The organism is Pedobacter sp. (genome assembly GCF_031119335.1).
Taxonomy (GTDB): Bacteria; Bacteroidota; Bacteroidia; order Sphingobacteriales; family Sphingobacteriaceae; genus Pedobacter.
Window position 1 is genome coordinate 39,041 of sequence record NZ_JAVHXT010000005.1, and the last position, 22,644, is coordinate 61,684.

Below are 22,644 nucleotides of genomic sequence, written 5' to 3' on the forward strand. Positions count from 1 at the left end.
CTAACAATTTTCATACTTTTGTGCCTATGAAAAAAATGATTGATTTATTCGCTGGGTGCGGAGGGCTTAGCTTAGGAATGGAACAAGCTGGTTTCACTACAGTTTTTGCAAATGAAATCAACACATCTCTTTTCGAAACATACCTATACAACAGAGATTTACCTAAAGAATCTTATTTTACAGGAGATATAAATGAATTAAATAAAAACATCAAGAAATACAAATCGAAGTTTAATGATGTAGATTTAGTTTGTGGAGGGCCGCCCTGTCAAGGTTTTTCTATGGCAAATAGACAGAGAATGCTCGATGACCCAAGAAATACACTTTATAAAGCATTTTTAGAGTTTCTAAAAGAAGTAAAACCTAAGTTCTTTGTGATGGAGAACGTAAAAGGTATGTCTAAAAAAATTGATGAAATAATTATCGACTTCAAAGAATACCTCGGAGAAGAATATTCTTTTTCTCATTCTCTTTTAAATGCCAAAAATTTTGGATTACCTCAAAATAGAGAACGATTTTTTATTATTGGCAATAGGCTAAATGTCGATACCAATAATCTATTTGCAGAAATCAAAAATAACAAATTGAGAAACTCGTTTGTACTAAAAGATGCGATTAGCGATTTGCCCGAGCTTAAGCCTAATAGCACAAAAAACAATACTCGAATTGAAAATAAAGAAATTGGTTTTTTTGAAACAGATTATTTTTACCCAAAATCTACTTACGCAGATTTTATAAATAATAGAAAAAAGGTAGACAAACTTTACAACCACAAAAATCGGTATAATAACGATAGAGATATTCAAATTTTTTCCCTGCTTCCACAAGGTGCAAATTCATTACATAAAAGTATAGAAGATATTATGCCATATAAAAGCAGAAATCATATCTTTAAGGATAAATACTTTAAACTCGACGAAAACGAAGTTTGTAAAACAATCACTTCGCATATGAAACACGATTGTAATATGTATATTCATCCTAACCAAGCTAGAGGTCTATCTCCCAGAGAAGCTGCAAGGGTTCAGACATTTCCTGATTATTATATATTTAAGGGAACACCTAATTATTGGTATGCACAAATAGGTAATGCTGTCCCTGTAAAACTTGCAGAATTTATTGGTAAAGAAATTATCAAATACTTGTAAACATGAAACATCTTGAATTATTTGCAGGTATTGGGGGATTTAGAAAGGCCTTTGACATCTTTGGAGAAGACCTCAATCTGACCATGAATTGCGTGGGCTATTCTGAGCTAGATGTCTATGCAAACAAAACATACACTGCAAACTACAATACCGAAAATGAAACTATTTTGGGAGATATAGTTGAGTTCACCTCCCATAAAAAAAATATTGAAAAACTTGAAGATTTTGACATTTTGACTGGCGGATTTCCTTGCCAATCGTTCAGCATGATGGGAAAACAAAAAGGCTTTAACGATGTAAGGGGAAATGTTTTTTTCAATATCATTAAAATTCTTAAAGTAAAAAAACCTAAATTCATTTTACTTGAGAATGTAAAAAACATCATTACTCACGATAAAGGAAACACCATTAAAGTTATAGAGGAAGAAATTAAAAAGGCTGGATATAAAAATGTTTTTTTCAATGTTTTTAATACAGAGAATTTCGGTTTAGCTCAAAAAAGAAACAGAGTATTCATTTTTGCAACAACTGAAGACTTACCAAAAGATTTTGTTTTCAATGAGAAGGTAGTTATAGAAAATTTTAAAAACATCAAGAAAAGTAGTTTGCTAAAACAAAAAAACACACTTGATGTACTTGCAAAGGAAGTTGAAGAAAAATATTATCTCTCTGAAACCTTAAAACCAACCATTTTATCTAACGGTTCTAAAAATTTCAAATCGAAATCTGAAATAAATCAACTTGTTGCAAGACCTTTAACAGCAACTATGGTTAAAATGCACAGAGCTTGTCAAGACAATTACTTCTCTCACGAATTTTTAAACTCGGAAAAACCCTTAGAATATTTAAAAACAGAATATTCTAAAGAAGAACAAGCCAAACACAGAATAAGAAAGCTTACGCCACACGAAGCATTTTTATTACAGGGTTTCAACGGAAGCTTTGTTTCAAATGCAAAGGAGAAAGGCGTAAGTAACCACCAGCTTTATAAACAAGCAGGAAACGCAGTAAGCGTAAATACCGTTTATGCAGTATTGCACTATCTTTTCATCAAAAAAGACCTTATTAAATATGTTCTTTAAATTACATAGTGAAGGAAAAATCGGTTATAAAAAACTAACTAATCCAGATTTGGGGTTAAAGGGCTCTAGTCATCAATCCCACATAGGATTATATGATGACATTCTAACCTTTCTTCCTAATCAAAATTTCGAAGATTTGGGAATGTTTATATATAACAATAAAGTTGAAACATTAGGTTTTACTTTTGGTAGAATTCAAAATCCAAATGGAACATTTAGAAGTCCAAATTTAAAAACGGGCGGACGGGATGTCGTATCTATTGTATCTGTAATTAGGCAAAGTGCAAAAGAAGTAAATCAAGATCTTGATTGGCACCTAATTTGGTTTGGCTTACAAAGTGAAGAGGTAGTATTTTATCTTTTTAATGAACAGTCTTCCGATTTTGTGGATATTTCAAACATTATAGATTTAACAAAAAGTGGAAGAATTGAAAAAGGAGAACATAGTTTCGACCAGCTATTAATTTATTTAGAACAAAAAGTAAATGTAAGTGGAAAACCAATAATTGAAGATCTAGAAATTGCTTCTCAACTTGGGATTTCAAAAAAATATAGGCCTTTTGATTTAGAAAATGCGAACACATTATTTAAAGAAACAGGAAAAAGAGGAGAAGAAATAATTGCAAATTTTCTAGACTATCAAAAATCAAGAAATCAAATTTTCAATTACATTTGGTACAACAAAAGCATGGAAACGGGGCTTCCTTATGATTTTAGCATTCAACAAAATAATCAAAACGTTATTTTTATTGATGTAAAATCGACAAACTTTAAATTTGAACAACCTTTAATCTTTAGTAATCAAGAAATCGACTGTATTGCGCAAAATCAAAATTATCACATTTATAGAGTATTTGATTTACTAGGGGACGAAACGCCTAAATTAAGAATTTGCGAAAATAGCAGAACATTAGCCTCATTAATACAACCGCATATTTTACATTTTAACTCTTCACTAAACCAACAACAAGTTTTATTGCAAATGGCAAAAATGGTAATAAAACCAACTAATGAACTACTTGCCTTCAACAATGAAATTTCATTAATAAATAACACCTAAACTAATACCCTCATTACTAATAATCCTCATCACCTTCTCCCGCAAAATTCAACCTTAAATCGCTCCTAACTGGAAAATGGTCTGACAATTTATCGGTTGAAATATGATGATTGATCACATCAAAATCTTTAGTAACAGCAATATAATCTATCTGAAAATTAGGGAAGGCACCGTTGTAAGTTTTACCAAAACCGCTGCCTTTTTCTCTGAATGTACTTTTTAGCGAACTCGTGATTTGCGTAACACAATAAGACGCAGGTGTATCGTTAAAATCTCCAGCAATAATGAAAGGCAATTTACATTCCTGCATTTCGCTCTTCATTATTTTTACCTGCTCACTTCTGCGCTGAAAAGCCGCTTTCAACATTCCAGCTATTCTCCTCGACGATTTCATTTCTGGTCCCATCTTTTTCGCCACTTTATCTATGTAATCGTAATCTTCCTTTTGGAATGAAATAGATTGCAAATGCACATTATATACCCTAAAAATTTGCCCTTTTACATCTAGGTCTGTATAAATACTACCATTACCAGCTTGCTCGCCAAAGGAAACCGTTCCCTTATTTTTAATTGGATAACGAGAAAACACAGCTAAACCTGCAGCCTCGTAGTTATTATCTACCGATGGCACAAAGTAATAATGCTTTAATTTTAAGCGCTTCTTAATGCTATCGATAAGATCGTACTCACCTTTGCGTCTGGTAAAAAATTCCTGAAAACAAATTACATCTGGGTTTTGATCTTCAATTACTTTAATGATTTGGTCTTTGGTAGAAACATCGTTGTTTTCACCATACTTCTTAAACTGATGAACATTGTAAGTCATCATCCTTACGTAATGCTCGCTATCTTTAACGGTTGTACCTTCATCCCCAAAAAATTGATAAGTAGCATTCAAAGGTTTCCATCCTAGCGCAACAAAAACCAAAGTAGCCAACGCGAATACAAACTTTTTACGAAGTAGCCACAACACCGCAAAAACCACATTCCCAATCAGAAAAAATGGATAAGCTAAGCCAGCAAAGGCAATCCAAATGTTATTTTTCGGATCAGATTGCCCAGCCAACATTCCTAAACCTAGTGCAAAAGCCAACAGCACTGCAAAAAAAAGCAGCAATTTATCTAAAAAAGGAAGCTTTTCTTTTTTACTCATTAGTTCTTACTTGCGTCGAATAAAATCTGTTTTTCTTTTGTGGTCAACTTGTCATATCCGGTTTTAGAAATTTTATCTAAAATCGCATCAATTTCCGCTTGGTTTACTTGTTCGTTTCTTTTTTTAGGTTGCGCATTTCTCACCACCTTAAGTTTAGGTTTTTTAATTAGAAAACTACTTAAATCGGTACCGTTTTGCAACAATTTGATATAAGCAAAACCAAACAGCGCCCCACCTAAATGCGCAAAATTTCCGCCTATGTTTCCAGCTCCTTTAGAAACACCAATAATATCGATGACGATATAAACTAACACTAAGTATTTGAGCCTAACATCGCCAAAAAGCAATAACCTAATACTATAATTTGGGATTAAAGTTGCAATAGCACTAAAAACAGCCATCACCGCAGCACTTGCTCCAATCACCGTTGCGCCACCAGCATTTAAGTTAGGGCTTAAGTTAAAAATCAGTGTAAAAGCTAATGCTCCTACCATTGCTCCACCCCAATAAACCACTTGAAACTGTCTTGGTTTCAAGAAATCTAGAAACAAGTTGCCCATCCAATATAACCACAGCATATTGAAAAGGATATGGAAAACATCCTGATGAAGAAAAGCGTAGGTTACCAAGGTATAAAAACGGGTTGGCCATTGCATCACATCGGCAGGAAAACCCAAGTATGGCCTAACTGTTCCATTGATAAAATTACCCAAGCTTCCATTAACAGCAACGCCAGCAATTAACACCACCAAAAATACAATGATGTTAATGCCCAAGTAAAGCATTGCCGGGTTTCCCGACTTGAAAACCCTATTAAAGATATCTTTGAAACTGCTGTTATTCATAGTAATCGTAAAACCTGTCCTTATCTTTCCAAATCTTCACCAAAATAAATCCTATTAAAGCACCACCCAAATGTGCAAAGTGTGCGATAGAATCTCCTGGTATGCGGGCTACACCCAAAAACAATTCTATAACGATGTAAATAGGAATAAAATATTTCGCTTTTACCGGAAAAGGAATGAACATCAGCATTAATTCCATATTTGGGTAAAGCACTGCAAATGCAGTCATGATGCCGAAAACAGCGCCAGACGCACCAACCATTGGAAAGAAATAATTTGAATACAAGGTAGTCGCATCGTTTGTAGAAAATATAGCTGTATTGTATTCTCTATTGGCAAGAGCCTCTATAAATGGTTCGTTTTTATTTAAAAATGATCCTGTAATTTGATAAATCTCGATGCCCTGAACCAACCATTGTAACGCTAAAGCACCTAAACCAGTAATAAAGTAGAAATTGATAAACCTTTTTGGTCCCCATTTGTGTTCTAAAATACCACCGAACATAAATAATCCAAACATATTGAAGAACAGGTGCATAAAATCACCATGCATAAACATGTAGGTAATGGGCTGCCAAACTTGAAATCTAGGCGAATCGAAATAATGTGCACCTAAATATTCGGATAATCGTAAACCTTGCTGTTGGAATATCCAAGTTGCGAAAAAGAATATTGCGTTGATAATTAACAGATTCTTAACTACTGGAGGTATGTTGATTCCGTTCATCATTATTTTTCAAATTTTTGTGCCAACTCTGCCAAAGTAATGGTTTGTATAGCTGGCTTTCCGTTAATACTAAAATTAGGTGTTTTGCAGGCAAATAGCTCGTCAATAAGGGTGTTCATTTCCTGCTGACTTAAAGCCGTACCTGCCTTTATTGCACTGTTACGTGCCATGCTTCGTGCTAGCGCATCACGCTTAGTTAATTTCAATTCTTGCTGCGAGTTTTTAAAACCCTCAATTAAATGCTCAAAAAGTTGAGTTTCGTTGATATTGGTACTGCCCAAATCAACCGGAATACCTTCAATTACCAAAGTGTTTTTACCAAACTCACGAACATCGAAACCTAAACTCTTGATATCATCTAACAAACTTTTCGCCAATTCGAAATCACCGGGACTTAAACTTACCGTTTGCGGAAACAGACTTTGTTGCGACGCTCCTTTCCTATCTTCCAAATGCAGCAAGAAACGTTCGTACAAAATACGTTCGTGTGCAGCTTGTTGGTCTATCACCATTACGCCAGATTTGATCTGCGAAACAATGTAACGGTTATGAATTTGCATGTACTGCTTGTTCATTACCGCTGGCGCTTCTTCTTCCTTCTCATCATCGAGAGCAATAGTTGTTTGTTCAGGCTGCTGATAGTTGGCAATTTCATAAAGCGAACCCCAATTTTGGGCTACTTCCTTAGGCTTGTAGCTGTCCTTGAAATAACCTGAACTTTCGCTCTGCACTCTTGGTGCTGCTGCCGTTTTCGGTGTTCCAAAAGGATTAAAATCTGGATTAAATGCAATACTTGGCGGCACAATATCTTCATGCGCTTTTGGCGTAATCATATTACTAAAAGCCGTTTCTTGGTTAAAATCTAAAGTTGGACTGATATTGAACCTGCCCAAACTTCTCTTCACCGCCGAGTGGATAATAGCATAGATAGACTTTTCGTCCAAGTATTTGATTTCCGTTTTAGTTGGATGTACGTTCACATCAATCTTTGCAGGATCGATATCTATAAACAACACATACAGCGGAAAATTATCATCGGGCAGCAACTCTGCATAAGCTTTGTTAACTGCGTGATTTAGGTAGTTATCCTTAATAAATCTATCGTTCACAAAAAAGAACTGTTCGCCACGAGTTTTCTTTGCAAACTCTGGTTTTCCGATGTATCCTTTTAGGTTAATGATGGTCGTTTCTTCCTCTACCGGAATTAAACGTTCGTTATAATTGTTGCCAAATAAATGCACAACACGTTGTTTAATGGTTGCTGCCGGCAAACGATAAATTTCGTTACCATCGTGGTGTAAGCTAAAAGCGATGTGCGGTTTTGCCAGAGCTACCCGCTGAAATTCGTCGATAATGTAACGCATTTCTGTTGGATTGCTCTTGAGAAAATTGCGTCTGGCAGGTGTATTGTAAAATAGATTTTTAACAGAAATACTTGTGCCATTTGGTGCGGCAGTAGGTTCTTGCTTTACAATTACCGAACCTTCTATCTCTACTAAAGTTCCTACTTCGTCTTCGTAGCGTTTGGTTTTCATTTCAACCTGCGCAATAGCAGCTATAGAAGCCATCGCTTCACCCCTAAAACCCATGGTACGAATAGCAAATAAATCTTCCGCTTTGCGCACTTTTGACGTGGCATGGCGCTCAAAACACATTCGGGCATCGGTTACGCTCATACCACAGCCATTGTCTATCACTTGGATCAAAGCTTTTCCAGCATCTTTAACAATGAGCTGTATCTTATCCGCACCAGCGTCTAAAGCGTTTTCCAACAACTCTTTTACCGCCGAAGCTGGCCGCTGCACTACTTCTCCTGCCGCTATTTGGTTGGCTACGCTATCGGGTAAAAGTTGGATGATATCTGACATTTAATTCGCTTTGTAAAGCCGCTAATTTAAGGATTTTATTGTTGTATTGCCTTATTGCTTCATTGCTACAAAACATAATTCCTCACTTTATAACTTACACTGGAAGCTTTAAACAACATATATTCAAACCATTAACAGAACAATAAAACAATTCAGTAATTTAAAATACATCAACACGGTTTTGTAAAATCTTAACATACATCAATACAAACTCATTTTAAAATTAGATACCTTTACTTCAAAATAAATATTCAACAATGAAATTAAAAATCACCTCTATTTTAATGTTAGCTCTTGTAGCTAGCTTTTCTTTCTTTGCATTTAAGCCAAAGGCTGATGTTTACACTGTCGATGTAACAAAATCTACCATCAACTGGGAAGGCAAAAAATTCTCTGGTTCACATACTGGTACTGTTGCATTAACTTCTGGCAACTTACAATTTAATGGTAAAAAATTAGTAGAAGGCGGCTTTATTGCTGATATGACAACCGTTAAAACAATGGATGGTGATAAACCAAGCCCGAACTTAGACAAGCACTTGAAAAACGACGATTTTTTTGGTGTAGATAAATTCCCTGCTGCTAACTTCGTAATTAAAAAAGTTGAAGGCAATGGTACCGATGTAAAAATTACTGGCGATTTAACCATCAAAGGAAAAACCAACTCAGTTTCTTTCCCTGCAAAACTTACTTGGAATGCAGACAAAACTGTAACTGCTGTTGCCGAAAAAATCACTATCGATAGAACTAAATATGGTATCGAGTACAAATCTAAATCAATTTTTAGCAGCATTGGTGATAATTTCATTTACGATGATTTCACAATTGCCGTTAAATTGGTAGCAAAAAAATAATTCCTTATTAAATAGGTGTTTAGAAATCCGAGTTATACTCGGATTTTTTTTGTAAAAAATTTAGCGTACCTTTAGTAATCCACTTATGAAATATATACTTTCGCAGCGGTTAACTAAGTATTTCATAAAAGCAAGATGCAACGTACACCCTCTTCTAAAATTAACCTCTTGGTCATCGATGATGACGACATCAACATTTTCATCATAAGTAAAATCGTTGAAAAGACGGGGTATGATGTAGAAATTGTGGCAAAGCATAATGGTCAACTAGCCATTGATTACATCAAGGAATTAACGGCAAACAACGAAGCGCTACCGCACTTGGTTTTAATTGACATCAATATGCCTATCTTAAATGGATGGGAATTTATAGAAGCTTTCGAAGCGCTTAAACTTGATATAGACAACGATATGTATATGCTATCTTCATCGGTTTATGAAAATGATATCGAAAAAGCAAAAAGTTACAAATCGGTAAAAGGGTTTATTTCCAAACCGTTATCAATAGATAGGTTGAAGGAATTGCTAGCGGCAATTAATTAGAATTAGAATAACTTAAGGAATTGGATTATTAAGGTTTTTCTTCACTAATCTTCACTTCTTAATGTTTAATAAAAATGCTGCTGCTAAGAAAACTTGGAACTTAACTGGTTTACAAATTTAATCCCGCCGCCATTTCGACGAACGAAGGAGGAGAACCGAAGCTCTACAAAATAAATTAAAAATCAACGAAGTTAAATCCAACGACTTCAGTTAAACAAGACAAACATCCGCTTTAAGATTGCTTCGTAAACTCGCAATGACGACCGTTTTATTCTTTGCTCGTATCAACGTAAGTAATCCTATATAATCTTAAACTTATCATCATCTAACTCTACAAAAGCTTGTGTTTTTGATTTAGAATGATAAAAAAGGCACTTCCATTTTTCTGCAGCTGCCCTGCGCCCAAATTCGTCCCTTAATTCCATCGCTTTGCGGCCATCGTAATCGTATTTGGCTACAAACTTTCTAATCAGTTCTTCGGGTTCTGGCAAAACATCGCCGCCAAAAAATACTTTATCTTCTCCATCATCAATTAAAAATACTTGATGATACGGACAATGTGCTCCAGTAAATTCATAGCTGATTTCGTTGGTTAAAGTGCCGCTATCTTCTATCAAATGAATTTGTGCATTGCGCTGTATAAAATCGAAAATTTCTGTGTGGTAAGATGATGATTTGCTCGAAAAAGCAGTTTCCCATTCACCACGCTGCATTGCATAAGTAGCATTAGGGAAACTCAGTTCCATTTTGCCATCATGGTGATGCACCATCCCACCCGAGTGGTCAAAATGAAGATGTGACATCAATACCAATTCTACATCATCAGGTTCGAAACCTGCTTTTTTGATGTTCTCATGCAAGTGCAATTTGCCTTCATCATTGCTATATCCTAAACCTGTATCAAACAGTACCAAGCTATTTTCCAATTTTACCAGAAACGGCTGAACGTGAATAAATAACGAAGCGGGTCTATCCTTTGGATTGTCTTTGGCAGGGTCGAAAGGAATAAACTTCTTGCTTGCATCTACTGAATACGAACCTTCTGATAAGGTAAAAACTTGTATCGCCATCTCTTTTTACGTAGGAATTTTTATGATATATTTACGGGTTACAAATATACAACTATGGAGAAAAGATGGGTACATAATCAGAATGCAAATCGTGAAACAATTGCAGAACTTGCCCATCAGTTAACTATAGACAAAAGTTTAGCTGAAATTTTGGTGCAAAGAGGCATCAATACTTTTGAAGAAGCTAGGCATTTTTTCAGACCTCAAATTGAGCATCTTCACGACCCTTTTTTAATGAAGGATATGGAGACTGCTATCAACAGGATTGATTTAGCAATTACCAGTGGTCAGAAGATTTTAATTTATGGCGATTACGATGTAGATGGTACAACAGCTGTGGCTTTGGCCTATCAGTTCTTTCATCAGTTTACCGAAAATATCGCTTACTACATTCCCGACAGACATAGCGAAGGTTACGGAATTTCTACACAAGGAATTGATTACGCACACACCAATAGTTTCGACTTAATTATTGCTTTAGACTGCGGCATTCGTTCTAACGATAAAGTTACCTATGCCAGTGCTTTAGGTATCGATTTTATTATTTGCGACCACCATTTACCTGGCGTAGAAATCCCAAATGCAGTAGCGGTTTTAGACCCGAAACGTGATGATTGCGAATATCCGTTTAAGGAACTATCTGGCTGTGGCATTGGTTTTAAATTGGCGCAGGCTTACTGCATTGCCAAAGATTTACCAGACGAACTTTACGAACGATATCTGGATTTGTGCATGGTAAGCATTGCTGCAGATATTGTTCCCGTTGTAGATGAAAATCGGGTAATGGCTTATTATGGTTTGCTGAAACTGAACGAAAATCCATCTACAGGACTAAAGGCATTGATGCAGATTTCGGGCAAAACCGAAAACTACTCGATTATGGATGTGGTATTCATGTTAGCACCCCGCATTAATGCCGCAGGGCGGATGGCCCACGCCAACGAAGCAGTAAAAATGCTTTTGAGCGACGAGGATTTTATTGCCGATGAACAAAGTGCGCTAATTAATTTGCAAAATACCGAACGTAAAAGCTTCGATAAAGATATTACCTTAGAAGCATTGGCTATTATTGAGCAAGATGAAGTTTTAATTAACCGCAAAACTACCGTGGTGTTTCAAGAAAGCTGGAATAAAGGTGTAATTGGTATCGTTGCTTCTCGATTAACGGAAAAATATTATCGCCCAACTATTGTTTTAACTCACTCTAACGGAAATTACACTGGCTCGGCACGCTCTGTGGCAGGCTACGATTTGTACGAAGCTTTAGTTGAATGCAGTGATTTGCTCATCCAATTTGGTGGGCATAAGTTTGCTGCAGGATTAACCATTGCTCCAGAAAATTTGCAAATATTTGCAGATAAATTTGAACAAGTTGTATCAGGAAACATTGACCCAGCGTTATTAATCCCAGAAATTAATATAGACGCCAACATAGATTTTGTGCAAATAGATGGAAAGTTTTTTAGGGTATTATCGCAAATGGCACCTTTTGGCCCACAAAACATGGCACCTATATTTTGCACTAAAAATGTAAGCCTTGCTGGTACTGCACAAATTGTAGGTACAAATCATCTAAAAATAAATGTAAAACAACAAAATTCGACTATTTTTGAAGCTATAGGTTTCAACCTTGGCGAATTTGAAAAATTGTTAAAACCAAACCAGCTTTTTTCTATTTGTTATACGATAGAAGAAAACAACTGGAAAGACAAAAAGCGTCTACAACTTAATATAAAAGGAATAAAATTGTTGGAAGGTTAGAAATTGAAATGTTGAAATGTTACTATACATTGTGCTAAATATTTACTCATTCAAAATTCAATCATTCAATCATTAATTAGAAATAATGATTTTAAAAGCAGAGCATCTCATTAAAAAATACAAGCAGCGTACCGTTGTTAACGATGTTTCGTTTGAAGTTAGTCAGGGAGAGATTGTGGGTTTATTGGGGCCAAATGGTGCTGGTAAAACTACATCGTTCTACATGATTGTGGGACTGATTAAACCAAACGAAGGCAATATTTTTTTAGATGGCGAAGACATTACCAAAGACCCAATGTATCGTCGTGCTCAAAAAGGCATTGGTTATTTGGCGCAAGAAGCTAGCGTTTTCCGTAAGCTAACGGTAGAAGATAACATTATGGCCATTCTGGAAATGACCAAACTTAACAAAGAAGAACGCAAAGAGAAGCTAGAAGAACTAATTAACGAATTTAGCTTGCATAAGGTTCGTAAAAATCGTGGCGATTTACTTTCTGGTGGCGAACGTAGGCGTACCGAAATTGCAAGGGCGTTGGCTGCCAATCCGAATTTTATTTTGTTAGATGAACCTTTTGCCGGAGTTGACCCTATTGCAGTAGAAGAAATTCAAAGCATCGTGGCTAAGCTTAAAAAGAAAAATATTGGCATCTTAATTACCGACCACAACGTACAAGAAACGCTATCTATTACCGATAGGGCATATTTACTTTTTGAAGGAAAAATTCTAGAGTCTGGTACACCAGAAGTTTTAGCAGCCAACGAAATGGTGAGAAAAGTATATCTGGGAGCCAACTTCGTTCTACGTAAGAAAAACCTATAAAAACAATCGATGGCGATAGTAAATTCAATTTTTACATGGTATATGAAAAAGCGCATTCATCAGATTGAGCTTTTCATGAAATACCCACTAGATGTTCAGGACGAGTGGCTACACACCCTTATTTCTAGTGCCGAAAATACCGAATGGGGGAAATTATACGACTATAAATCGATTTTAACTGTCCAGCAATTTAAAGAGCGGGTACCTATACAAAATTACGATACGCTAAAGCCTTACATCGAGCGGATGTTGCAGGGCGAACAAAATATCTTGTGGCCCTCAGAAATTAAGTGGTTTGCAAAATCATCGGGTACTACGAGCGATAGAAGCAAGTTTATCCCAGTTTCTGAAGAAGCTCTGGAAGAATGCCACTTTAAAGGCGGCAAAGACATGCTTTCTATCTACTGTAACAATAGGCCAGATGCGCAAATGTTTACCGGCAAAGGCTTGGTTTTGGGGGGGAGCCATCAAATCAATCAGCTTTGCGAAGACATCCACTACGGAGATTTATCAGCCGTGCTAATCAAAAACCTACCCGTTTGGGCAGAATACTACCGAACGCCAGATATGTCTATTGCTCTAATGGATAATTACGAGGAGAAGATAGACCGCATGGCGGAGGCTACCATCAAGGAGAATGTGACCAACATCTCGGGTGTGCCTACTTGGACCATCGTTCTAGCAAAAAAAGTAATGGAAATTACTGGCACCAAAAATCTGTTAGAAGTTTGGCCAAACCTCGAAGCTTATTTCCACGGTGCGGTTAATTTTACACCTTACCGCCAGCAATTTAAGGAGCTTATACCGTCTGAAGACATGTACTACTTGGAGACTTATAATGCTTCGGAAGGTTTTTTTGGTATCCAAGATCAATCCTACTCAGACGAATTATTGTTGATGTTGGATTACGGCATTTACTATGAATTTTTACCACTAGAGCATATCGACGATGAAAATCCGAAAACACTATCGCTAGATCAGGTAGAACTGAATAAGAACTACGCTATTATCATCAGCACCAACGGCGGTTTATGGCGTTACATGATTGGAGATACCGTTCATTTTACTTCTCTATCTCCTTTTAGGGTAAAAATTACCGGAAGAACCAAACACTTTATCAATGCTTTTGGTGAGGAAGTGATTATAGACAACGCAGAAAACGCTTTAACAAAAGCTTGCGCACTTACCAACGCAAAAATTAAGGATTACACCGCCTGCCCTATTTACTTTAGTGGTGAAGAGGCTGGTGGTCACGAGTGGATTATTGAGTTTGAGCAACAGCCTACTGACTTTGAAAAATTCATTGATGTAATGGATGATACTTTACGCGAAGTAAATTCTGATTACGATGCCAAGCGTTTTAAAGACATAGCTTTGCGTAGGCCGAAAGTTCATAATGCACCAAAAGATACTTTCTACAAATGGTTAAAGGAAAAAGGCAAATTGGGTGGGCAGCATAAAGTACCTCGTTTAGCTAATAACCGAGAGTATGTGGATGATATTTTGAAGTTGCTTTAGTTTAGGTATACTTATTGATAGCCATTGTGATAAACATCGCAGATGAACATCAAAAAACTAATGTTTAGCTATTTTGCTTTTAGTAAAATTGCAGGAACTTTAATCAAAGATAAAGGCAAAACCTTAAGTAAAATTCAAGAAGGCTTTGCTAAAGCAAACGAAAACAAGGACGCTCTGGCTAATGTATGGGAACAATTACAACTGCTTTTTTCGCTAGCCAAAGACTACGCCAGTGGAGCTTACACAGCCATTCCCAAAACTACAATGATATCTGTTTTGGCGGCACTTCTTTATTTTATTTCTCCTTTAGATTTAGTCCCCGATTTTTTAGTTGGCCTAGGATTTTTAGACGATGCCTTCATTTTAGGTTTTGTTTTTAAAAAGGTAACCACCGAATTAGAAAAGTATCAAGCTTGGAAAGCGTTGAGCACTTCGAAAGACGACCCAAATAAAATCATACATATCTAGAAATCGCAAGAAAGCTGCTTTTAAAATTTCAAAGCCCGAAGGGCTGATATGATTTTAGCTAGCATCCCTTCGGGATTTCCACTTTTCCTTTAAATGCGATTTCTCTTGTAAGTTGGCGTAATAGTTTGGATGTGGATTTATTTTATTAAATTTAAGTAACTAAACAACAGAAGACTATGAAAACAGTTCAACAAATCTTCAACACCAAACCTTTAGAGATTTTTAGTGTAACCTCAAATACTTCAGTTTTGGATGCGCTAAAGCTAATGACAGAAAAAAACATTAGTGCATTGCTAATCATAGAAAATGAGCAATTACTTGGCATTTTTACGGAGCGTGATTATGCCCGTAAGATTGTTTTACAAGGTAAAGCTTCCAAAGATACGCCAATTAGCGAAGCAATGACAGCTAATCCAATTACAGTAACTACTTCTGACAGTATTGATTTGTGTATGCAAATTATGACCGACAAACACATCAGACATTTACCGGTTGTAGCAGAGAACAAAGCCATTGGTATGGTTTCTATCGGCGATGTGGTAAAATTCATCATCGCCGATCAAAAGCAAACCATCTCACAGTTAGAAAGTTATATTAATAGTTAATCGCCTTAAAGCTTATATATCTTTTTAGCCTCCGAATTCTTTTAGACTTATTTTTAGTGACTTTTACAACTGATGCTGAAATAAATTCAGCATGACGATGCATAAACGGATCCTCGCTCAAGTGACATGCTGCGAGATTTAACGTATGGCTTCCAACAGCTTAAGATAGCACTCTTTATAATCTTTCAATGTTGGCGCCTTACTTTCGTACATAAAAGGCCCTTTATATTTTACTTTGTCTAGGGCTTTCATAATTGCTTTCCAATCATTATCGCCTTTGGCATCGCAAGGGAAAAAGTGCTTTTCGGCTTTGCCATCACCATCTGCTACGTGGATAGTTTTTAACCGTTTGCCCATTGCCAACACCAATTTCTCTGGAGCAACAATATGGTTCAAATCAATTGCTGAATAAACGTCTTTTGGTAAGCGATTGAAAATCTCCACAGTTTCCTCTACAGTGCGCATTAAAGGTCGCTCACGTTTCCCATCTGCCATTACCAATTCAAAACCGGTCATGTTCTCAATTACCATGGTAGCACCCATTTTTTTAACAGAACGATTAAGTGCCACTGCCGATTTCAGCAACTGCTTTGTACGTAACTCACGCTCATTCAATCCTAAAAAATAACTGGGATGAAACAAGATAATTTTTGGCGAAATCAGTTCGCAAAAACGCAGTACCTTTTGATGCAATGCAATCACTGCTAAACGCTTATCTTCATCAGCAAGTGAAAGATCTATGTCTTTACTAAAAGGCATGTGCACCGACCAAATTTCTACGCCAGCTTCCAAAGCTGCTTTGTTTGCTGCTCTGCATGCCGTTTCAATTTCCTTATCAGATTTTAAAAAAGTAAGTTTCTCTTTATCCACAAATTGGCTTAAAGAAACCTCAATACAATCTATCCCCGCAGCTTTGGCTTCTTTCATACGTACTGAAGTAACATTGGTAATAGCTACCGAATAGCCTACTTTTAAAACATCAGATGCATTAGCAACGCTTAGCGTGATAGCGAATAATAGAATCAATAAATAAGTTTTCATATCTTAATTTTTTCAAGCTTTTTGGTCTTTCTACTTTTCTCTGCCATAAATCCCATGATATGGCTTTCTATAGAATCATCTATGGTAGAAGTAAGCATTTTTGGGTCCTGATGCGCCACCGCTTGTACAAAATCTTTTACCAAAAGCCAATCGCCACCACCGTGACCAGAGTTTTTATAGCCTTCTACATCTTCTGCCTGTGGTTTAAACTTCGTCTGTTTACCTGTTTTAAAATCAGTTACTACCAATTCTTCCATATCGCCAACCATATCGCCCATGGCGCCAAAAACACGGGTACGGCGACCATGATAAGCAGTAAAAGCTTCCATCGAAAAACTTGCCGTAACTGCATCTTCAAACTGGATATTTGCGATGTAGTGGTCTGGCTGGTCGTTATCCATTCGGTACACACAACGCCCATAATCAGATGTTTTTAGCTTTTCTAGAATGTATTTTTGTTTTTCACTTTTCTCCGTTAACTCATTTGGCACATCTAGTACGCTTATCCTTCCCATCTTATCATGATACTGCCTAATTGCTGAGTATGGGCATTCACGTTCTACCTTACAACCATCAGTACATCTATTTGTACTACCTGCGGGAGCATTTTCCGCTTTGAACCATGTTAAACCGCCCATGGCCACAATCTCTTTACTTGGCTTGTCTATCACCCATTTAATAATATCTAAATCGTGACAAGATTTTGCCAGAAGTATTGGTGTAGTTTTCTTGGAATTATGCCAATTACCACGTACGTAAGAATGCGCCATATGGGTGTGCTCAATAGGCTCTAAATGTTGCACGCTCATTATCCTACCAACTGCGCCTTTCGCAAGCAGCTCTTTCATTTTCACGAAATACGGAGCATAACGCAATACGTGACAAACCGCTACGATACGACCTTGTTTCTTTGCCAAAGCCAAAATATCTCTGCATTCCTTTTCAGTCGGCGCAATTGGTTTTTCTAAAAGGATGTCGTAGCCCATTTCCAACGCTTTCATACATGGATAGTAGTGCATATCGTCTGGTGTAGAAATGATGATAGCATCCGCAAACTTTGGACGCTTAAAAACATCCTCCCAAGTATTGAAACGATTATCTTGGGAAATGTTATGAGTTTTTGTGTACTTATCGTTCCTAAAAGTGTTAGGTTCTGCAACACCAACAATTTTTAGGTCGCTTGGAAATTTCACAGCATAATTGCTATACACAGTGCCTCGGTTTCCTGCGCCAAGCGTAATTGCAGTTACCGTTTTTTTTAATGGCTGATGTCTTGGATTTGCAGGCAATTTGTACAAAAACGTATCATCTGCAATTTTACCCAAGGTTTCGGTACTGATGATAGCACCTCCCAAACTGAGCGTTAAGGTTTTGATCAAATTTCTACGGTTCATCTGTGTTCTCAGTTATGTTAGTTTTTTTGTTGATTTGCTTTTTAGCAGTTTTATAAAAATCGGTCAGCATGGCACCATACTTTTGGTGTAGCTGCTTGGCTATGGTGATTGAGTTTCCACTAGGTTGCGTTGGAAAAGGATTGGTTTGGTTTACCCAGTTCCATTCCCAATCTTTCATGGTATTTTCAAAAGCTTTTTGGTCTATGTTTTTACCAGCTTGATGTTGTTGATTGGCATATTCGAAAAATCTTTGCCAACGTGGCTTGTAAAATGATGAAATTAGTCCAGACCATTGACGACAAGAATATTCATTCAATGTGCTGTTTTTATCGCCCCAAAGCGTAATTAAGTTTCTTGCATTTTTCTCGTAAAGATTTGCCTCCTCCGTGTTTGTTCCCATTCTACGGGCATCAGCTAACCATTTACCTAGCAAGAAGTCTTCTCGTGTAGCCAACAACTTGTCCAAATCATCCATAACGGTGATGAATTTTGCACCCAGTTGGTTAAACCTATCCATCTCCTTTTTTTGATGGGCATCTGCAAATTGGCGTTGTAAAGTATCTGCGTAATTGGCGAGCACTTGGCGAGTTACATCCACCAAATCATATTTAAAGCCTTCGGTATTTAATTGATCAGAGGCTTTAACCAATGCTGTCCAAGCCGGAATTAACTCTGACGGATTGTAGTTCTTCTTAGGCCTTGTACCTCTTGTCGTTTCCGCTAATGTCGGCCTGCCGGTAATCATCGATTCGGGACCACCAGGCAAAACTCCGCCAGTGTAAACAGTTCTATGCAAAATTTCCCAAGCTTTTTCAGCATTTTCATTTTTGGCTCCGTAGCGTTGTTTAGCATAGCTTTTTAACCAGCTGCTTACATCGATGGGTTGGTCTGTCCATACATTATCTAGCATGAGCTGATATAAAGCTGGATTTTGTTCTATCGCTTCTGGCGTTAATCCAATGCCTACCATTTTACCTGCATTTGGATCTTTCAAGCTTTTTGTTGGCGATGTAGCCACTTCGTCCATACGACCGTAAAGGCTAATATTACCGCCGAAGTTGTGCAGCATGTTCCAAATCCATGGTTTGCCATAATAAGCTTCTGTTCTTTGCCAAACAGGATGGTTTTCGCTCCACAAATCCAGAATAATCATTTTATCGTTAGGCACTGCGTTTAATAATGCTTTAATTTGGGTAGGTTTCCAGAACTTTGCACCGTGATGAAATAGCCAGCCCTGCATAATCCAAGTTGCTTTAGGATCTGCCATTGCCATAGATTGATAAACTTTTTTACTTACGTCACTTAGATATGTAGAATCGTTAGTTGGCGGTGTATTCTCGTTAAAAGTATCGGCGGTATAATAATGATCTGTACCAAAAGTTTTAGTTTGTTCTTCTATGAATTTCCTGCCAATGGTGGTAAACAATTCATCATTCGGATCTAAAATATAAACCGATGGAAAAGTAGTCCAGTTAGTTTTTTTTAATGATGCCTTAGGAAATTTATCCTTAAAAGCGGGAGGGACATGGCCAGTAAATGCAGGCAAAATCGGCTTCATGCCAAAAGACCTTTCACGCTCTAAAATTTTCTTCTGCAAAGCTTCGTGCCCTAATATTTGATTTTTAGGTAACGGACCTCCCCAGCCATCTATATTCCCCATGTAGAACCAATTGAAATAAGCAGGCCCCGAGAAGAACGTTTCCAAATCTTTATCAGTAAATCCTAAACTTTTGTAAACACGAGACCAAACCGCATTTTGTCCGGTAATGGCTAGCGGCATATTAATACCGTTAAGTGCCATAAAGTCTATTTCCCATTGCCAGCGCTCCCAATCCCACCAACTCATAGAATAATTGAAAGTGCAATAGTTAAGGTAATAGCGATATTTATAAGGTGTAGTTTTACTTATTTTGCTTGGTACTTTAGGCAATTTAGTAGGCAATTTCAAATTAGAGCCATTCCAAGAAATCAAGCAGTTGGCGTAATTTCTTAAGTAATGATTTAAAGCACTTGCTAAGGATACGTTGTTGTTTCCACTCAATACAATCTTTCCATTCTTACTTTCCAGTTCGAAAATATCGTTATCATTTGCGGCGCTTGCGATGTAATTAATTTCGAAGTTAGCGGCATGATTTTTTACGATGCGCTTAACGAAAGCTTCCGCAGCACTCTTGTCATTATTTTGAGCTGCAACATTTAAGGTAAAGCATAAAAACGAGAGGATTAGCAGATAATATTTAAAGATATGTCGCATAAATTTTAGTTGATTTTGAAGGTAGCAGTAATTGGTCTATGGTCAGAGGCGTAGGTTTCCGCAATAACATTGTAAGCTAATACTGGCCAATTCGCATTTTTAATAGCAATGTAGTCGATGGTTCTTTTAGGTTGGTCATGCGGAATAGTGCCTGGGCAATTATCAATGCAAGTGCGCTTAAACTGTTTGTCGAGCATATTGATGGCTTCAGAGCCTGCTACACTGTTTAAATCGCCACAAAGTATCACTGGCAGTTTAAAATCTTCGAAGTATTTAAGAATATACTCCATCTGTACGTTTCTGTTATCGTGTGTACGTGAAGCATCTAAGTGCGTATTTGCTAAAACAAATTCTTTGCCCTGTACAGTTAAAGTTACGTGCGAAAGAATACGTTTTTCGGCTACGTTTTTCTGCGGCAACGGAACTAATTTCGCCTCTTTTAATTCATGGCGGCTCAATATTGCCAATCCATATTCACCTCCATCATGATCTATTGCTCTGAAGAAATGATAATTCAATCCTATTTTCTCGGCTATCACTTTTGCTTCATCTACACCACTGCGTTTGGTCAATTTATCTACCTCTTGCAATGCAACCACATCGGCATCGGCATTTTTTATCACATTAACTATTGCATCAATATCAATAAGCCCAGTTTTTGAAGGAGGATTTGCATGATGTATATTATAGCACAATATCTTTAACTGACCAGAAGAGCTGGCAACGGTTGAGTTTTTCTTGACTGAGCAGCCAAAAAAAACTATTATAAAAATCAGGGCTATTGCTTTTGTATGCTTCATTTTTATCTTTTACTTAAGAAATCGGAAAAGCAAGGCAGCAAAAAGCCACCTTGCTTCTTTATTTTTGGATTACTCTACAACCTTTGTAGGCAATGTACCTGTTGGAAATTCTTTTTCCAATTCGTCTAATACAGAAGTTACGGTTAAGTCTACCCGGTTTTGTGCCCTAGCACTTACCCAACGACCTAAACGTATATTATACTCTCCACCAAGTTTATAGAAGAACCCTGCATTAGTTGGCGCTGGGCGAGTTAAACAAATGGTATTAGAACCTTGTTTGTAAAACGGCTGTGGCTCTAGGGTTACCGGATTTACAATATCGTACCAATCTGTATTTGCAATTCGCAAACCAGCTTCTTGGGCGATGTTTAATATGGCACCATTAAAACCAGTAATGATCACATCCATCGGGATCGTGGTTTTAGTTACAGTAGTTCCTTCGAACACGGCAATACCATCGGTAAAAGCACTTGTTCCGTTCAAAAGCAAATCTGCATTGGCATCGCCTATACCATCGCCAGCCACACTACCAGTGTTTCTAGCTACTATCCATTTTGCATTTGCAATGCTTGTAGAACCTACACCGTTTATCAGTTTGTTCGAGTTTCCTCCAATATAAAAGTACTGGCCTTTAGTAACCGTACCAGAAGTTAGGTTAAATTTATACGAACGTCTACCTGTGGTTGCCCAACCATTAAGCGGTACACCAGTTGGCAAATAAGCCGAATTGGTATTGTGTGTAACAATAGAAAATGGTGTAACTGAGAAGTCAATATCTCTTGTGGCTAGTAGCTGAATGTATTCGCCATTGGTGTTTGGCGTTCCTTCTGGCATAGGTAAATATCCAGAGATAATGATGGCGGCCCTGGTAACCGTAGAGCTTAAAACTGTTACATCTTCTGGCCTGCGCACACGTAAATGCGGCACATATTTACCACTGTTATCTTTAGTGTATTGCACTACACCAAAAAAGTTTGCCATTCCTGGCAGTGGCGTATTAGCAAAAGTAGCGGCAGCTTCGGTGTGCAGTGTAAAATTACCAAAGCCATCGTTCACCAATCTATCTCCGCTATAGGTATCGGTTGGAGCAGGGATTGGATCGAACCCTCCTTTCACAATTACCAATTCTGTACTTTCATATTTATCAGGATCGGCCAGCAAAAAACTACTTGGTACTCTATTTACGGGGATATTCTTACCTGATGCTACCTTGTTAACTACGCTTCCTGTTAAACCTGTAACTTGTAGTAAGCCATCAACACGTTTCATGGTACCTCCTACTAAATTTACAGTTACCGAATCGCCAGGAACGTATTTTTCTGCATCGGCACCTATGTTGATAGAAATACCTCTTAACTCATTTAGACGCATTTTATCTTGTACCATTAACAAACCCGATGTAAGGTTTTTACCTCTGTGATCAGAAACTACTACTCCCGTAACACTTGTGTAACCTAACATCGATTTTTCTGTCAATGCAAAATCGGCACCTTTATAAAAACTCCTTAAATCGTAAATGGCGATATATGGGCTTACGCTCGCTCCTGGAAAATTCCCGTTCTTATCGCAGCTCACCAGCACGGTTAATGCCGAGAATAGCCAAATGATATTTAGTATGAACCTTTTCATTTCT

Annotated in this window: 20 protein-coding genes; 10 read left to right on the forward strand and 10 right to left on the reverse strand. The window is 37.2% G+C overall.

Features of this window, described 5'->3' with window-relative positions; translation table 11 throughout:
• Window positions 1-26: 26 nt before the first annotated feature.
• The 3 genes from REI64_RS07130 to REI64_RS07140 are packed head-to-tail and all read left to right on the forward strand — an operon-like array spanning window position 27 to window position 3,290.
• Window positions 27-1,148 (forward strand): DNA cytosine methyltransferase, encoded by a 1,122-nt coding sequence (locus REI64_RS07130; RefSeq protein WP_308849423.1) that lies wholly within the window; start codon window positions 27-29, stop codon window positions 1,146-1,148.
• 2 nt (window positions 1,149-1,150) lie between these two features.
• On the forward strand, window positions 1,151-2,230 hold the full coding sequence (dcm, locus tag REI64_RS07135) for a DNA (cytosine-5-)-methyltransferase (RefSeq protein ID WP_308849424.1): 1,080 nt from the start codon (window positions 1,151-1,153) through the stop codon (window positions 2,228-2,230).
• Window positions 2,220-3,290, forward strand: coding sequence for a DUF3883 domain-containing protein (locus REI64_RS07140; RefSeq protein WP_308849425.1), 1,071 nt, complete (start codon window positions 2,220-2,222; stop codon window positions 3,288-3,290). Before dcm ends, REI64_RS07140 begins: the two co-directional genes overlap by 11 nt.
• Before the next feature lie 16 nt (window positions 3,291-3,306).
• On the opposite strand, the gene REI64_RS07145 is transcribed toward REI64_RS07140, so the two are convergent.
• The 4 genes from REI64_RS07145 to mutL are packed head-to-tail and all read right to left on the reverse strand — an operon-like array spanning window position 3,307 to window position 7,883.
• Window positions 3,307-4,443 (reverse strand): endonuclease/exonuclease/phosphatase family protein, encoded by a 1,137-nt coding sequence (locus REI64_RS07145; RefSeq protein WP_308849426.1) that lies wholly within the window; start codon window positions 4,441-4,443, stop codon window positions 3,307-3,309.
• Entirely contained in the window at window positions 4,443-5,288 is an 846-nt protein-coding gene (locus tag REI64_RS07150) for a rhomboid family intramembrane serine protease (protein ID WP_308849427.1), read from the reverse strand. The genes REI64_RS07145 and REI64_RS07150 overlap by 1 nt, the downstream gene beginning before the upstream one ends.
• Window positions 5,281-6,015 (reverse strand): rhomboid family intramembrane serine protease, encoded by a 735-nt coding sequence (locus REI64_RS07155; protein ID WP_375141994.1) that lies wholly within the window; start codon window positions 6,013-6,015, stop codon window positions 5,281-5,283. Before REI64_RS07155 ends, REI64_RS07150 begins: the two co-directional genes overlap by 8 nt.
• 2 nt (window positions 6,016-6,017) lie before the next feature.
• Window positions 6,018-7,883 (reverse strand): DNA mismatch repair endonuclease MutL, encoded by a 1,866-nt coding sequence (gene mutL, locus REI64_RS07160; protein WP_308849429.1) that lies wholly within the window; start codon window positions 7,881-7,883, stop codon window positions 6,018-6,020.
• Window positions 7,884-8,140: 257 nt separating this feature from the next.
• Between mutL and REI64_RS07165 the strand changes: the two genes are divergently transcribed.
• A complete protein-coding gene (locus REI64_RS07165; protein ID WP_308849430.1) occupies window positions 8,141-8,737 on the forward strand; it encodes a YceI family protein in 597 nt (198 codons plus the stop codon).
• Between the two features lie 135 nt (window positions 8,738-8,872).
• A complete protein-coding gene (locus REI64_RS07170; protein ID WP_308849431.1) occupies window positions 8,873-9,280 on the forward strand; it encodes a response regulator in 408 nt (135 codons plus the stop codon).
• A gap of 299 nt (window positions 9,281-9,579) precedes the next feature.
• Here REI64_RS07170 and REI64_RS07175 read toward each other — a convergent pair whose 3' ends face one another.
• Window positions 9,580-10,350: an MBL fold metallo-hydrolase gene (locus REI64_RS07175; protein WP_375141993.1), complete on the reverse strand. Its 771-nt coding sequence runs from the start codon at window positions 10,348-10,350 to the stop codon at window positions 9,580-9,582.
• Window positions 10,351-10,404: 54 nt separating this feature from the next.
• Between REI64_RS07175 and recJ the strand changes: the two genes are divergently transcribed.
• From recJ to REI64_RS07200, 5 genes are all read left to right on the forward strand, one after another.
• Window positions 10,405-12,111 (forward strand): single-stranded-DNA-specific exonuclease RecJ, encoded by a 1,707-nt coding sequence (gene recJ / locus REI64_RS07180; RefSeq protein WP_308849432.1) that lies wholly within the window; start codon window positions 10,405-10,407, stop codon window positions 12,109-12,111.
• An 85-nt stretch (window positions 12,112-12,196) separates the two neighbouring features.
• Complete coding sequence (gene lptB / locus REI64_RS07185) at window positions 12,197-12,931, forward strand: LPS export ABC transporter ATP-binding protein (RefSeq protein WP_308849433.1); 735 nt, start codon at window positions 12,197-12,199, stop codon at window positions 12,929-12,931.
• A gap of 9 nt (window positions 12,932-12,940) precedes the next feature.
• A complete protein-coding gene (locus REI64_RS07190; protein ID WP_308849434.1) occupies window positions 12,941-14,449 on the forward strand; it encodes a GH3 auxin-responsive promoter family protein in 1,509 nt (502 codons plus the stop codon).
• A 42-nt stretch (window positions 14,450-14,491) separates the two neighbouring features.
• Entirely contained in the window at window positions 14,492-14,917 is a 426-nt protein-coding gene (locus REI64_RS07195) for a YkvA family protein (protein ID WP_308849435.1), read from the forward strand.
• 176 nt (window positions 14,918-15,093) lie between these two features.
• Window positions 15,094-15,522, forward strand: coding sequence for a CBS domain-containing protein (locus REI64_RS07200; RefSeq protein WP_308849436.1), 429 nt, complete (start codon window positions 15,094-15,096; stop codon window positions 15,520-15,522).
• Between the two features lie 138 nt (window positions 15,523-15,660).
• On the opposite strand, the gene REI64_RS07205 is transcribed toward REI64_RS07200, so the two are convergent.
• The 5 genes from REI64_RS07205 to REI64_RS07225 form a co-directional block, all read right to left on the reverse strand.
• On the reverse strand, window positions 15,661-16,563 hold the full coding sequence (locus REI64_RS07205) for a TIM barrel protein (RefSeq protein ID WP_308849437.1): 903 nt from the start codon (window positions 16,561-16,563) through the stop codon (window positions 15,661-15,663).
• Window positions 16,560-17,957, reverse strand: a complete 1,398-nt coding sequence (locus tag REI64_RS07210; RefSeq protein ID WP_308849438.1) for a Gfo/Idh/MocA family oxidoreductase — start codon at window positions 17,955-17,957, stop codon at window positions 16,560-16,562. The genes REI64_RS07205 and REI64_RS07210 overlap by 4 nt, the downstream gene beginning before the upstream one ends.
• Window positions 17,947-20,211, reverse strand: a complete 2,265-nt coding sequence (locus tag REI64_RS07215; RefSeq protein WP_308849439.1) for an alpha-N-acetylglucosaminidase — start codon at window positions 20,209-20,211, stop codon at window positions 17,947-17,949. Before REI64_RS07215 ends, REI64_RS07210 begins: the two co-directional genes overlap by 11 nt.
• Before the next feature lie 5 nt (window positions 20,212-20,216).
• Window positions 20,217-21,011: an endonuclease/exonuclease/phosphatase family protein gene (locus REI64_RS07220; protein WP_308849440.1), complete on the reverse strand. Its 795-nt coding sequence runs from the start codon at window positions 21,009-21,011 to the stop codon at window positions 20,217-20,219.
• Between the two features lie 69 nt (window positions 21,012-21,080).
• Window positions 21,081-22,640 carry a DUF5689 domain-containing protein gene (locus REI64_RS07225; RefSeq protein WP_308849441.1) on the reverse strand — a complete coding sequence of 520 codons (1,560 nt, stop codon included), beginning with the start codon at window positions 22,638-22,640 and terminating at the stop codon, window positions 21,081-21,083.
• Window positions 22,641-22,644: the final 4 nt, after the last annotated feature.

Bases quoted from the DNA above. Each gene is read 5' to 3' on its own strand.
- REI64_RS07205 (WP_308849437.1), bottom strand. From the start codon at position 16,563: ATGAAAACTTATTTATTGATTCTATTATTCGCTATCACGCTAAGCGTT.
- REI64_RS07195 (WP_308849435.1), top strand. From the start codon at position 14,492: ATGAACATCAAAAAACTAATGTTTAGCTATTTTGCTTTTAGTAAAATT.
- REI64_RS07220 (WP_308849440.1), bottom strand. From the start codon at position 21,011: ATGAAGCATACAAAAGCAATAGCCCTGATTTTTATAATAGTTTTTTTT.
- REI64_RS07200 (WP_308849436.1), top strand. From the start codon at position 15,094: ATGAAAACAGTTCAACAAATCTTCAACACCAAACCTTTAGAGATTTTT.
- lptB (WP_308849433.1), top strand. From the start codon at position 12,197: ATGATTTTAAAAGCAGAGCATCTCATTAAAAAATACAAGCAGCGTACC.
- recJ (WP_308849432.1), top strand. From the start codon at position 10,405: ATGGAGAAAAGATGGGTACATAATCAGAATGCAAATCGTGAAACAATT.
- REI64_RS07140 (WP_308849425.1), top strand. From the start codon at position 2,220: ATGTTCTTTAAATTACATAGTGAAGGAAAAATCGGTTATAAAAAACTA.
- REI64_RS07145 (WP_308849426.1), bottom strand. From the start codon at position 4,443: ATGAGTAAAAAAGAAAAGCTTCCTTTTTTAGATAAATTGCTGCTTTTT.
- REI64_RS07225 (WP_308849441.1), bottom strand. From the start codon at position 22,640: ATGAAAAGGTTCATACTAAATATCATTTGGCTATTCTCGGCATTAACC.
- REI64_RS07150 (WP_308849427.1), bottom strand. From the start codon at position 5,288: ATGAATAACAGCAGTTTCAAAGATATCTTTAATAGGGTTTTCAAGTCG.
- mutL (WP_308849429.1), bottom strand. From the start codon at position 7,883: ATGTCAGATATCATCCAACTTTTACCCGATAGCGTAGCCAACCAAATA.
- dcm (WP_308849424.1), top strand. From the start codon at position 1,151: ATGAAACATCTTGAATTATTTGCAGGTATTGGGGGATTTAGAAAGGCC.
- REI64_RS07215 (WP_308849439.1), bottom strand. From the start codon at position 20,211: ATGCGACATATCTTTAAATATTATCTGCTAATCCTCTCGTTTTTATGC.
- REI64_RS07170 (WP_308849431.1), top strand. From the start codon at position 8,873: ATGCAACGTACACCCTCTTCTAAAATTAACCTCTTGGTCATCGATGAT.
- REI64_RS07130 (WP_308849423.1), top strand. From the start codon at position 27: ATGAAAAAAATGATTGATTTATTCGCTGGGTGCGGAGGGCTTAGCTTA.
- REI64_RS07165 (WP_308849430.1), top strand. From the start codon at position 8,141: ATGAAATTAAAAATCACCTCTATTTTAATGTTAGCTCTTGTAGCTAGC.
- REI64_RS07210 (WP_308849438.1), bottom strand. From the start codon at position 17,957: ATGAACCGTAGAAATTTGATCAAAACCTTAACGCTCAGTTTGGGAGGT.
- REI64_RS07175 (WP_375141993.1), bottom strand. From the start codon at position 10,350: ATGGCGATACAAGTTTTTACCTTATCAGAAGGTTCGTATTCAGTAGAT.
- REI64_RS07190 (WP_308849434.1), top strand. From the start codon at position 12,941: ATGGCGATAGTAAATTCAATTTTTACATGGTATATGAAAAAGCGCATT.
- REI64_RS07155 (WP_375141994.1), bottom strand. From the start codon at position 6,015: ATGAACGGAATCAACATACCTCCAGTAGTTAAGAATCTGTTAATTATC.